The sequence below is a fragment of the Nonomuraea sp. IBHARD001 genome, from assembly GCF_056106265.1.
The window spans coordinates 4,656,158-4,668,092 of sequence record NZ_JBWBBW010000002.1; the positions used below are offsets into that span (position 1 = coordinate 4,656,158).

At 74.0% G+C, this 11,935-nt stretch carries 11 protein-coding genes and 1 riboswitch; of the genes, 7 read left to right on the plus strand and 4 right to left on the minus strand.

Annotated features, from left to right (window positions below):
- Positions 1 to 9: 9 nt before the first annotated feature.
- Positions 10 to 1,164, minus strand: a complete 1,155-nt coding sequence (locus ACTWNK_RS23400) for a cytochrome P450 family protein (protein WP_474306608.1) — start codon at positions 1,162 to 1,164, stop codon at positions 10 to 12.
- Positions 1,165 to 1,296: 132 nt separating this feature from the next.
- Between ACTWNK_RS23400 and ACTWNK_RS23405 the strand changes: the two genes are divergently transcribed.
- The 7 genes from ACTWNK_RS23405 to ACTWNK_RS23435 all read left to right on the plus strand — a co-directional run bounded on the left by ACTWNK_RS23405 (position 1,297) and on the right by ACTWNK_RS23435 (position 8,240).
- On the plus strand, positions 1,297 to 1,791 hold the full coding sequence (locus tag ACTWNK_RS23405; protein ID WP_474306609.1) for a MarR family winged helix-turn-helix transcriptional regulator: 495 nt from the start codon (positions 1,297 to 1,299) through the stop codon (positions 1,789 to 1,791).
- 27 nt (positions 1,792 to 1,818) lie between these two features.
- On the plus strand, positions 1,819 to 2,496 hold the full coding sequence (locus ACTWNK_RS23410) for a 2-phosphosulfolactate phosphatase (RefSeq protein WP_474306610.1): 678 nt from the start codon (positions 1,819 to 1,821) through the stop codon (positions 2,494 to 2,496).
- 72 nt (positions 2,497 to 2,568) lie between these two features.
- A riboswitch (cobalamin riboswitch) is annotated at positions 2,569 to 2,742 on the plus strand.
- Positions 2,743 to 2,880: 138 nt separating this feature from the next.
- The gene (locus tag ACTWNK_RS23415; protein ID WP_474306611.1) at positions 2,881 to 4,377 is read left to right on the plus strand and encodes a CoA-acylating methylmalonate-semialdehyde dehydrogenase; all 1,497 of its coding nucleotides are present in this window, start codon (positions 2,881 to 2,883) and stop codon (positions 4,375 to 4,377) included.
- 5 nt (positions 4,378 to 4,382) lie between these two features.
- The gene (locus ACTWNK_RS23420) at positions 4,383 to 5,522 is read left to right on the plus strand and encodes an acyl-CoA dehydrogenase family protein (protein WP_474306612.1); all 1,140 of its coding nucleotides are present in this window, start codon (positions 4,383 to 4,385) and stop codon (positions 5,520 to 5,522) included.
- Complete coding sequence (locus ACTWNK_RS23425) at positions 5,522 to 6,592, plus strand: enoyl-CoA hydratase/isomerase family protein (RefSeq protein ID WP_474306613.1); 1,071 nt, start codon at positions 5,522 to 5,524, stop codon at positions 6,590 to 6,592. Before ACTWNK_RS23420 ends, ACTWNK_RS23425 begins: the two co-directional genes overlap by 1 nt.
- The gene (gene mmsB, locus ACTWNK_RS23430; protein WP_474306614.1) at positions 6,589 to 7,467 is read left to right on the plus strand and encodes a 3-hydroxyisobutyrate dehydrogenase; all 879 of its coding nucleotides are present in this window, start codon (positions 6,589 to 6,591) and stop codon (positions 7,465 to 7,467) included. Before ACTWNK_RS23425 ends, mmsB begins: the two co-directional genes overlap by 4 nt.
- Positions 7,464 to 8,240 carry an enoyl-CoA hydratase gene (locus tag ACTWNK_RS23435; protein ID WP_474306615.1) on the plus strand — a complete coding sequence of 259 codons (777 nt, stop codon included), beginning with the start codon at positions 7,464 to 7,466 and terminating at the stop codon, positions 8,238 to 8,240. Before mmsB ends, ACTWNK_RS23435 begins: the two co-directional genes overlap by 4 nt.
- Positions 8,241 to 8,264: 24 nt before the next feature.
- On the opposite strand, the gene mgtA is transcribed toward ACTWNK_RS23435, so the two are convergent.
- From mgtA to ACTWNK_RS23450, 3 genes are all read right to left on the minus strand, one after another.
- On the minus strand, positions 8,265 to 10,811 hold the full coding sequence (gene mgtA, locus ACTWNK_RS23440; protein WP_474306616.1) for a magnesium-translocating P-type ATPase: 2,547 nt from the start codon (positions 10,809 to 10,811) through the stop codon (positions 8,265 to 8,267).
- The gene (locus tag ACTWNK_RS23445) at positions 10,795 to 11,124 is read right to left on the minus strand and encodes an ArsR/SmtB family transcription factor (RefSeq protein ID WP_474306617.1); all 330 of its coding nucleotides are present in this window, start codon (positions 11,122 to 11,124) and stop codon (positions 10,795 to 10,797) included. Before ACTWNK_RS23445 ends, mgtA begins: the two co-directional genes overlap by 17 nt.
- 77 nt (positions 11,125 to 11,201) lie before the next feature.
- On the minus strand, positions 11,202 to 11,933 hold the full coding sequence (locus ACTWNK_RS23450; protein WP_474310966.1) for a CNNM domain-containing protein: 732 nt from the start codon (positions 11,931 to 11,933) through the stop codon (positions 11,202 to 11,204).
- Positions 11,934 to 11,935 lie beyond the last annotated feature (2 nt).

Consider the following 11,935-nt stretch of genomic DNA (forward strand, 5'->3'; position numbering starts at 1 on the left):
GCGGGGCCGTCAGCCGCGAAGGCGCACCGGCAGGGCGCTCAGGCGGCTGCCCTGGATACCGCCGAGGTCGACCTGCCGGAGTTCGGCGTAGGGCACGGCCAGGCGGGCCCGAGGGAAGTCCGAGCGCAGGACCTCGGCGATCGCCTCCAGTTCGAGCTGGGCCAGCTGGGCGCCGGTGCAGTAGTGCGCTCCGGCGCCGAAGGTGAGGTCGGGGCCGATCGAACGGGCGGGATCGGTGTTGATGCCCTGGATGTCGACCAGCACCGGGGAGCGGGCGGGCAGCCGGACCCCGGCGAGTTCCACCTCGGCGGCGGTGAAGCGCCAGAGGCTGAAGGGCGCGGGCGCGCGCAGGCGCAGGGTCTCGCGGACGAGGTCGCCGCCCGGGGCCTGCCGGTCCACCTCGTGTCCGGCCAGGAGGCGGGCCAGCAGGAAGCCGAGCGACGGGTCGGTGGTGAGCTGCCCGGCGTAGATGAGGGTGAACAGCAGGTAGTGCAGCTGCGGCTCGGTGAGCTCGGCGGGCACCCGGGCGCGCAGTTCGACGGCGAGGCCGTCCCCGCCTTCGCCGAGCGCGGCGGCGGCCAGTTCGCCGAAGGCGGCCATCGCCGCGCCCACCTCGGCCGGGTCGGCGCTGTACATGCCCCGGCAGGCGGCGATGGCCTGGTCGATGCGCTCGGGCGGCACGCCGAGCACGTCGCAGACCACGCTCAGCGGGTACCTGGTGGTGAAGTCGGCCATCAGGTCCACCGTCTCGCCATCGCCCGCGGCCCGGGTGAGCAGGTCGCGGGCCAGTGCGGTGACGCGGGCGGCGTAGCCGCCGATGCGCCTGGCGGTGAACAGCGGCGCGTGCGCGCGGCGCAGCCTCTCGTGCGCCGGGCCGTCGCTCGTGGTGAGCGACGGCTGCGCGGCGGCGGCCGGCTCCAGCCCCGCCGTGCGCGGGTCCCAGCCGTGCGGCGCCCAGGCCGGGTCCTTGACGATGTGCGGATGGACGAACACCTGCCTGGCGAGCGTGTCGTCGGTGACGATCCACACCGGCCCACCGGCCGGGGCCTCGACCCGGACGAGGGGACCCGCGGCCCGCAGGACGGCGCAGGCGGCATGCGGCTCGCCGATCCCGCGTACGGCGCTCGCGAACGGGTCGACGGCGACGAAGGGAGCTTCGGTCATCGGATCTCCTCCAAGGGTGGCGGCCGTACGGGCATGCGATAGCATTGCTGCGCGACACAGTAGCTGCGCAACGCAGCAAACCTAGCACGATCGCTGCGCGACGCAGCAATACAGGAGGAAGGGGAGCTCGCGATGACGAAACCGGGCCCGCACGCCCAGGCCCTGGCCCTGACCGACGAGATCGTCGGGGAGGCGATCCCCGTCTGGGCGATCCTGGTCGTCCAGCTCAACAACCTCGTCGCCACCCGGCTCGGCGTCACCGACACCGACGTGCAGTGCCTGCACGTGCTGGGCCGGCACGGGCCGACGACACCGGGCGTGCTGGCCAAGCACGTCAACCTCACGACCGGATCGGCCTCGCGGATGATCGACCGGCTGGTCGCGGCGGGCTGCGTGCGGCGGGTGGCCGACCCGGGCGATCGCAGGCGGGTGCTCATCGAGCCCACCCCGGAGGGCCTGGAGCGGGTCTCCGGCGCCTATGCCGGACTCATCGCCAGGACGCGGGAGGATCTCGGCGATTTCGGTGAGGAGGAGCTCGGCGTCGTCCTGCGCTTCCTGGGAGCGGCCCGCGACAGCACGGCGGCCGAGATCCAGCGGCTGCGCTCGACACCCCCAGACATCGGATGACCTACGACACATGCGATCATGTCCGGAATGAGTGCTCGTTTCGTTGGTATCGAGGAGTTGGACGGCGTTCCGTCCGTCGCGGTCGTGGTGGACGTCATGCGTGCTTTCACGGTGGCCGCCTGGGCCTTCTCCCGGGGGGCCGAGGCGATCGTGCTCGCCGGGTCGCTGGAGGAGGCGCTGGACCTCAAGAGCGGCAATCCGGGCTGGGCGGCGCTCAAGGACGGGCCGCTCGCGCCCGGCTTCGACCATGTCAACTCGCCCGGCCTGCTGCGCTCGGCCGACCTGCGCGGCCGTACCCTCGTGCAGAAGACCACGGCGGGCACCGTCGGCGCGCTCGCGGTCAAGGACGCCTCGCTGGTGCTGTGCGCCTCCTTCGTGGTGGCCGGGGCCACGGCCGGGCTGCTGCGCGCTCGCGGCGAGGACGGCGTCACGTTCGTGGTCACGGGCGAGGACGGCCGGGCCGATGAGGACCTGGCCTGCGCCCAGTACATCGCCGCCCGCACCGCCGATGCCGAGACCGATGCCGCCCCCTACCTGAGCCGCGCCGCCGCCTCACGCGCCGCCGCCGAACTGGCCACCGGCGTACGGCAGGGCGTGCACGCCGACGACGTCGCCCTCTGCCTGGAGCTCGACCGCTTCCCCTTCGCCATGACGGCGAGCCCGGAGGGGCCGCTCATGGTCCTGCGCCCGCACTCCCCCGCGTGAGCGCGCGGCGGCCCTGGTGTCGCGTACGCCACAGGGCGGCCCGCTGGACTTAGTAGGACGTCCAACTATATTTTCGGGGAGAACGCTCGCGGTGCAGGGAAGCCGGTGTGAATCCGGCACGGTCCCGCCACTGTGACCGGGGATGTGCGTCATCGCTGGGCAACGGGCCACTGGCGAAAGCCGGGAAGGCCGGATGACGTGCGCTGATCCGGGAGTCAGGATACCGGCCGCGAGCCCAGCACGTGTTGTCCACGAGGATGGAGCGAACACGCATGGCATCGCAGCGCGCCCGCGACACAGGTGACCCGACGGCCACGGCACTGCCGCGTCCCTGACCCGTCTCGCCTTGCCCATCCTCGGGTCCACCTGGCGAAAGCAGGCTTCATGATCCGTGAACTGACGCATTTCATCGGCGGCAAGCACGTCCCCGGCGGGTCCGGGTCCTTCGGCGAGGTCCACGACCCCAACACCGGCGCCGTCCAGGCCAGGGTGCCGCTGGCCACGGCCGCGCAGACCAGGACGGCGATCGCCGACGCCGCCGACGCCCAGGCGGCGTGGGCGGCCTGCAACCCGCAGCGCCGCGCCCGGGTGCTGCTGGCGTTCCTGCGCCTGGTCGAGGCCGAGCGCGGCAGCCTGGCCAGGCTGCTGTCGTCCGAGCACGGCAAGACCGTGGCCGACGCCGACGGCGACATCCAGCGCGGCCTTGAGGTGGTGGAGTTCGCGGCGGGCATCCCGCACCTGCTCAAGGGCGACTACACCGACAACGCCGGCACCGGCATCGACGTGTACTCCATGCGCCAGCCGCTGGGCGTCGTGGCCGGCATCACGCCGTTCAACTTCCCCGCCATGATCCCGCTGTGGCAGGCGGCGCCCGCCCTGGCCTGCGGAAACGCCGTCGTGCTCAAGCCGTCCGAACGCGACCCGTCGGTGCCGCTGCGCCTGGCGGAGCTGTTCGTCGAGGCGGGCCTGCCGCCCGGCGTGCTGAACGTCGTGCACGGCGGCAAAGCGGCCGTCGACACCCTGCTGTCCGACGGGCGCATCGCCGCGGTCGCCTTCGTCGGCTCGACCGCGATCGCCGAGCACGTCTACACCGGCGCCACCGCGCACGGCAAACGCGCGCACTGCTTCGGCGGCGCCAAGAACCACCTGATCGTCATGCCGGACGCCGACCTCGACCAGGCGGCCGACGCCCTGATCGGCGCCGGGTACGGCTCGGCGGGCGAACGCTGCATGGCGGTCTCGGTGGCCGTCCCCGTGGGCGAGGACACCGCCGAGGCGCTGCGCGCCAAGCTCGTCGACAGGATCGCCGCCCTGCGCGTGGGCCGCTCCGACGACCCGTCGGCCGACTTCGGCCCGCTGGTCGGCCGCGACGCCCTGCGGCGCGTGCGCGACTACCTGGAGATCGGCGTGGCCGAAGGCGCCGAACTCGTCGCCGACGGCCGCACGCTGACCCCGCCCTGCGAGGGCGGCTTCTTCATCGGCCCCTCCCTGTTCGACCACGTCACCCCCGCCATGCGCGTCTACCGCGAGGAGATCTTCGGCCCGGTGCTGTCGATCGTGCGCGCGGGCGACTACGAGCAGGCGCTGCGGCTGCCGAGCGAGCACGAGTACGGCAACGGCGTGGCGATCTTCACCCGGGACGGCGACACCGCACGCGACTTCGTGCACCGGGTCGGCGCCGGCATGGTCGGCGTCAACGTGCCCATCCCGGTGCCGGTCGCCTACCACTCCTTCGGCGGGTGGAAGCGCTCGATGTTCGGCGACCTCAACCAGTTCGGTACCGACTCGGTGCGGTTCTTCACCCAGACCAAGACCGTCACCTCCCGCTGGCCGTCGGGCATCAGGACCGGCGCCAGCTTCACGATCCCGACGATGGGGTGAGGCCGATGCCCGCGCTCACGCAGGAGCAGACGGCGATCGTGCAGGCGGTCGGCGAGTTCACCCGCGAGCACCTGGCGCCGCATGCCATCGACTGGGACCGGCGCAAGCACTTCCCCGTCGACGTGCTGGTCAAGGCGGCCGAGCTCGGTCTCGGCGGCGTGTACGTCGGTGAGGAGTCGGGCGGCTCGGCGCTGTCCAGGCGCGACGGCACGCTGATCTTCGAGACGCTGGCGACCGGCTGCCCCTCCATCGCCGGGTACCTCTCCATCCACAACATGGTCGCCTGGATGATCGACCGGTACGGCAGCGCCGCCCAGCGCGCCCGCTGGCTGCCCGGCCTGTGTGCGATGCGCTCGCTGGCCAGCTACTGCCTGACCGAGCCCGGCGCCGGTTCCGACGCCGCGGCCCTGGCCACCCGGGCGGTGCGCGACGGCGGCCACTACGTCCTGGACGGCGTCAAGCAGTTCGTCTCGGGGGCGGGCGCCTCCCAGGTCTATGTCGTCATGGCCCGCACCGGAGCCTCCGGCGCGCACGGGGTGTCGGCGTTCGTCGTCGAACGCGACGACCCCGGCCTGTCCTTCGGCGGCAACGAGGAGAAGATGGGGTGGAACGCCCAGCCCACCCGCCAGGTCGTGCTCGACGGCGTGCGCGTGCCCGCCGACCGGCTGCTCGGCGGCGAGGGCGACGGCTTCCGCATCGCGATGAGCGGCCTCAACGGCGGCAGGCTCGGCATCGCCGCCTGCTCGCTCGGCGGTGCGCGCGCGGCGCTGGAGGCCAGCACCGCCTACCTGGGCGACAGGCACGCCTTCGGCGCCCGGCTGTCGCAGGCGCAGGGGCTGCAGTTCCAGCTGGCCGACATGGCCACCGAGCTGGAGGCCGCACGCGCGCTGCTGTGGCGGGCGGCGACGGCGCTCGACGAGGGCGACCCCAAGGCGGTCGAACTGTGCGCGATGGCCAAACGTTTCGTCACCGACACCGGGTTCGCCGTGGCCGACCGGGCTCTGCAGCTGCACGGCGGCTACGGCTATCTCACCGAGTACGGCATCGAGAAGATCGTGCGCGATCTGCGGGTGCACCAGATCCTCGAAGGGACCAACGAGATCATGCGCGTCATCGTCGCCCGAGGCCTGATCGGGGCCGCCTGATGGACATCGAGACCACACGCTCCGGACCGGTCGGCCACATCCTGCTCAACCGCCCCAAGGCCATCAACGCGCTGACCCACGAGATGGTCCGCCACATCGACGCCGCCCTGCGCGCCTGGGAGGGCGACGACGCGGTCGAGGCCGTGCTGATCAGCGGCGCGGGCGAGCGCGGCCTGTGCGCCGGGGGCGACATCCGCTCGATCTACCACGACATCGGCGAAGGCGGCCTGGCCACCCCCGCCTTCTGGCGCGACGAGTACCGGCTCAACGCCCATGTCGCCGCCTACGCCAAGCCGTACGTGGCGCTCATGGACGGGCTGGTGATGGGGGGCGGCGTCGGGGTTTCGGCGCACGGCAGCGTGCGGGTGGTCACCGAACGCACCCGGCTGGCGATGCCCGAGGTCGGGATCGGGCTGGTGCCCGACGTGGGCGGCACGTACCTGCTCTCGCGCGCGCCGGGCGAGATCGGGCTGCATCTCGCGCTGACCGGGGCCGCGATCGGGGCGGGAGACGCCATCGCCTGCGGGCTCGCCGACCACTTCGTGCCCTCGGCCGCGCTGCCGGCCTTCCAGCGGGCGCTGGTCCAGGACGGCGTCGCGGGGGCGCTGCGGGCCTGGGCCGAGCCGCCGCCCGCCGCGGTGCTGCCGGGGCGGCGCGACTGGATCGACGCCTGTTACGCGGCCGAGAGCGTTCCGGAGATCGTCGAGGAGCTGCTGGCCGGCGGCGACGGCGCGGCCAAGGAGGCGGCCGAGCAGATCGCGGCCAAGGCGCCGACCGCGCTGCGCGTGACGCTGCGGGCCGTGCGGCGCGCCGGGCTGCTCGGCTCGCTCGGGGAGGTGCTCGACCAGGAGTACCGCGTCTCCTGCCGTGCGCTGGCCCACCCCGACCTGCGTGAGGGCATCCGCGCCCAGGTCATCGACAAGGACAGGTCGCCGCGCTGGGCGCAGGCCGCCTCCGCCGGGGAGATCGCCGCCTTCTTCGCCCCCCTCGGCGACGGGGAGCTGGGACTGTCGTCCGGCGACAGGGGGCTGGGAGCGTCATTCGGTGACAGGGGGCTGGGGCCGTCATGAGGATCGCCTTCATCGGCCTGGGCAACATGGGCACCCCCATGGCGGGCAACCTGGCCAAGGCGGGCCACGACGTGCACGGCTTCGACCTCGACACCGAGGCCCTGCGGGCGGCGAGCGCGCTCGGGGTACGGGCCGCCGCGTCGGCGGGCGACGCCGTCGAGGCGGCGGAGCTGGTCATCACCATGCTGCCCGCCGGACGGCACGTCCTGAGCTGCTACGCCGGCATCCTTCCCGCCCTTCGGCCGGGCACGCTGCTGGCCGACTGCTCGACCGTCGACGTGGCCGACGCGCGCGAGGCGGCGGCCCTGGCGGTCGCGGCCGGGCATCGGGCGCTGGACGCGCCGGTCTCGGGCGGTGTGGCGGGCGCGGGCGCGGCGACGCTGACGTTCATGGTGGGCGCGGGCGAGGCCGACTTCGCCGCCGCCGAACCGGTCCTTTCCGCCATGGGCCGCCGGGTCGTGCACTGCGGCGGTCCCGGCGCCGGGCAGGCGGCGAAGATCTGCAACAACATGATCCTGGGCGCCTCGATGATCGCCGTCAGCGAGGCGTTCGTGCTGGGCGAGCGTCTCGGCCTCTCCCACCAGGCCTTGTACGACGTGGCGTCGGCCGCCTCCGGGCAGTGCTGGGCGCTGACCGCCAACTGCCCGGTGCCCGGCCCGGTGCCCGCCAGCCCCGCCAACCACGACTACCGGCCCGGGTTCGCCGGGTCGCTCATGGCCAAGGACCTGGGCCTGGCCGCCGCCGCCGTACGGGCGCACGGGGTCGCCGCCGAGATCGGGCTGCACGCCGAGCGGATCTACGCGGCCTTCGCCGAGGGCGCCGGGGCCGCCCAGGACTTCTCCGCGGTCGTCAACGCCATCAGGGAGCGCTCATGAGCACCTACGAGACCGTCATCGTCGAGACCAGGGGCCGGGTCGGCCTCATCACCCTCAACCGGCCGCAGGCGCTCAACGCGCTCAACCTGCGGCTGATGGACGAGGTCGTGGAGGCGGCCGGCGCCTTCGACCGCGATCCCGGCATCGGCTGTGTGGTGATCACCGGGTCCGGGCGGGCGTTCGCCGCCGGGGCCGACATCAAGGAGATGCGCCCGCACGACTACATGGACGTCTATCTCAGCGACTGGTTCGCCGCCTGGGACCGGCTCGCCCAGGTACGCAAGCCGACCGTCGCGGCCGTGGCCGGGTACGCGCTCGGCGGCGGGTGCGAGCTGGCCATGATGTGCGACGTGCTGCTGGCCGCCGACACGGCCGTGTTCGGGCAGCCGGAGATCAAGCTCGGCGTCGTGCCCGGCATCGGCGGCTCCCAGCGGCTGACCCGCGCGGTCGGCAAGGCCAAGGCGATGGAGCTGTGCCTGACCGGCCGCACCATGGACGCCGCCGAGGCCGAACGCGCCGGGCTGGTGTCCAGGATCGTGCCCGCCGCCGACCTGCTGACCGAGGCGCTGTCGGTGGCCGACACCATCGCCGCCATGTCCACGCCGATCGCGATGATGGCCAAGGAGGCCGTCAACCGCGCCTTCGAGACCACCCTGGCCGAAGGCGTCCGCTTCGAACGACGCCTCTTCCACGCCACCTTCGCCACCGCCGACCAGAAGGAGGGCATGGCGGCCTTCACCGAGAAACGCCCGGCGGTGTTCGTCAACCGCTGAGCCCGGCGAGCGCCTCGTCGTGCTTCACGTCGTCGATCGGCACGCCTGCTCGCCCCTTCCCGCTCCCCCGCGTGCCAGCATCGCCAGCGCCGCCCCGTACAGCAGCACGATGACGCCGAGCAGCACGTAGTACTGCGCCGGGAGGGTCGTCAGGCCCAGAAGCGGCCCCACGGGTGCGAGCGGCACCAGCAGCGCGACGGCGACCAGCCCGGCGGTGGCCAGGCCGAGGGGGCGCGAGACGCGCAGGGTGGGGCGCAGCAGGAGCATGACCAGGGCCTGGGTGAAGAGGTTCTCCACGAACCAGCCGGTGTGGAAGGCGGCCTCCTCACCGGAGGGCAGGGCGTGGCGCAGGACACCGAAGGTGGCCAGGTCGGCCAGGGCGTTGAGGGTGCCGAAGGCGGCGATGAAGGCCAGGATGCCGCGCGGGCGCAGCCGGGCGGGGCGGCGGGTGACGGCGGTGTCTGGCCGGTCGAAGGCGAAGGCGAGCTGGGCGGCGTCGAAGCAGAGGTTCTGCACCAGCACCTGGCCTGGCGACATGGGCAGGAACGGCAGCAGCACGCCCGCGGTGACCATGGCGATCACGTTGCCGAAGTTCGACGACAGCGCCACCCGCAGGTAGGTGACGAGGTTGCCGGTGCTGGCCCTGCCGACGGCGATGGCCGCGTCGATGGCGGTGAGGTCTTTCGCGGCCAGCACCACGTCGGCCGCCTCCCGGGTGACGTCGACGGCCTCACGCGGGCAGATGCCGACGTCGGCGGCGCCGATCGCGGGCAGGTCGTTGACGCCGTCGCCGAGGAAGCCGGTGACCCGGCCGCTGCGGCGCAGCGCGTGCACGAGGCGGGCCTTGTGCGCGGGGGTGCAGCGGGCGAACACGGTGGTGCGCACGGCCAGGTCGGCCAGTTCGTCGTCGCCGAGCGCGTCCAGGTCCGCGCCGATGACGACCGGGCCGGGCCGCAGCCCGAGGTCGCGGCAGACGCGGGCGGCGGTGGCGGCGTGGTCGCCGGTGAGGACCTTGACCTCCACCCGGCGCCGGGCCAGCGCGCCGAGCGCACGGGCGGCGTCGGGGGCGGGCCGGTCCAGCAGGCCGACGAAACCGGCCAGGTCGAGGTCGCGTTCGTCGCCGCTGACCCGGTGCCCGGCGGGCCTGGTCCCGCTCGCCACGGCCAGGACGCGCAGGCCTTCGGCGGCCAGCCGTTCGGCGTGCGCGCGGGCGCGCTCGCGGGCGGGGCCGTGCAGGGCGCAGCGGGCCAGCACCTCCTCGACCGCCCCCTTGATCACCAGGGTGTGCGGCCGTCCCGGCACGGCCAGGAGTGCGGCCGAAAGGCGGCGCACCGGGTCGAAGCCGAGCGCGTCCACCCCTTCGGCCCTGTCGTGCGCGATGTCGTCGCAGGCGCGCAGGATGGCCTCGTCGAGGGCGTCGGGTGCGGGCAGGTCGGCCAGGTGCAACGTCCAGAAGGCGTTGGCCGCCGCCAGCCGCAGCACCTGGGCGTCGGCCCGGCCTCCGGCGTCGACGCTGCGTTCGACCTCGGGCCGGTCGCAGGTGAGCGTGCCGGTCTTGTCGGTGCACAGGACGTCGACGGCGCCCAGGTCGTGCAGGGCGGGCAGCCGCCGTACGATCACCTCGCGCTCGCGGGCCAGGACGGCGGCGCCGCGCGCGAGCACGGTGGTGACGATGACGGGCAGCATCTCGGGCGTCAGCCCGACGGCGACCGCCAGCGCGAACGGCAGCGCCTGCGGCCCCCGGTCGTGCACCACCTCGTTGGCCAGCAGCGCGATCGGCGGGATGAGCAGCGTCAGGCGCAGCAGCAGCCAGGAGATGCCGTTGACCGAGCGCCTGAACGGCGAAGGACGCGCCCGAGACGGCCGCCCGCTGCCCGCCAGGCGGGTGGCGGCGCCGGTGGCGACGACGACGGCCAGCGCGCTGCCGGAGGCGACGCTGCTGCCCTGCCAGCACAGATGAGCCTCGCCTTCGGGCAGGTCGGCCGCGTGTTTGGGGGCGGGGGCCGACTCGCCGGTGAGGGCGGCCTGGTGCACGGTCAGCCCCTTGGCCCGCAGCAGCCGCACGTCGGCGGGGACCAGGTCGCCGGGCCCGAGCTTGATCACGTCGCCGGGCACGAGCTGGTCGGCGGGGACCTCTCGTGCGGTGGCGGCCTCGCGCTCGGCCGTGCGGCGCAGGACCGTTGCGGTCGTGGCCACCAGGCGGCGCAGCGCCGCGGTCGAACGGTCTGCCGCGCGTTCGCCGGCCGCGCGCAGCACACAGCTGACCGCGACCAGGATGACGATCACGCAGGCCGTGCCCCAGGCGGAGATCAGCGCGGAGACGACGCCGAGGCCCAGCAGGACCAGCACGAACGGGTCGCGCAGCGCCGAGGCCAGGCGGCGCGGCCACGAGCGGGCCCGTACGGCGGGCAGCACGTTGTCGCCGTGCCCGCTCAGCCGCAGGTCGGCCTCGGCGTCGGTCAGGCCGCGCAGGCCGCTGTCCAGGCGCCGCAGCACCTCCAGCACGCTGCCGGAGCTCGGGGCGGCGCCCGGTGCGGGCGCCGTGTGCGGGCTGTCAGGCGCCCAGACCACGCAACCGCTCCGCCGAAGGCGCCCCGGCCGACCTGCCCAGCAGGTGGCGCACGGTCATCACCACGTCCTCGTCGTCGATGAGGTAGACCACGTGGCGTCCTTCGCGGCGCGAGCGCACCAGACCGGCGAGTTTCAGCTTGGCCAGGTGCTGGCTGACGGCCGGGAGCGCGCCGCCGACCCGTTCGGCCAGGCCGCTGACGTCGCACTCGCCCTGTGCGAGCGCCCAGATGATGTGCAGGCGTGCCGGAGCCGCCAGCAGCCCGAACAGCGCGGCGGCCTCGCTCAGCGCCTCGGGGGTCGGATCGGCTGCCACGCCCGGTCCTTTCGACGCGTCCTGGATCGTGCTGCCACCGTACGGCATCGCCCGCCCCCTCCCGAACGTGATCGCACTCAGGCCGCGACCAGCAGGGTGGTGAGCAGGTCGTCGAGGCTGACCAGCCCTTCGGGGGCGGCGTCGCCCGCGCGGACGAAGGCGATCTGGCTGTGGGCGGCGCGCAGCGCGGCCACTGCCTCGGCGACGGAGGCGTCGGCGGCCAGCCACGGCGCGGGATGCATCAGCCCGGCGGCGGTGGCGTCGCCGCCTGCGCGTATGGCGAGGTAGGCCTCGCGCAGGTGCACGACGCCGACCGGCCGCCCGCCCTCGCGTACGGCCAGGCGGTTGCGGCGGGTGCGCAGCGCGGCCGAGACGATGTCGTGCGCGGTGGCGTCGGCGGGCACGGCGTCGATGCGCGTGTCCGGGACGAGCAGGGCGGTGATGGCGGTGTCGGGTGCGCTGAGCGTCTGGCCGAGCAGGGCGGAGTCGCCGCTTTCGATGAGGCCGAGCCTGCGCGACTCCTCCACCAGGTGGCGCAGCTGCTCGGGGGTGCGCGCCGTGCTTGCGCCCTCGTCCTCGCGTACGCCCGCCAGGCGCAGCAGCAGGTTGGTGACGCCGTTCAGCACGCTGATGAGCGGGCGCACCACCAGGGTGAAGGCGCGGAAGGGCAAGGCCAGCGCGACGGCGGAGCGTTCGGGGTGTGCGATGGCCCACGACTTGGGCGCCATCTCGCCGAGCACCATGTGCAGGAACGTGACGACGGCCAGGGCGATCACGAACGCGACCGCGTGCGCGGCGGCCTGCGGCAGCT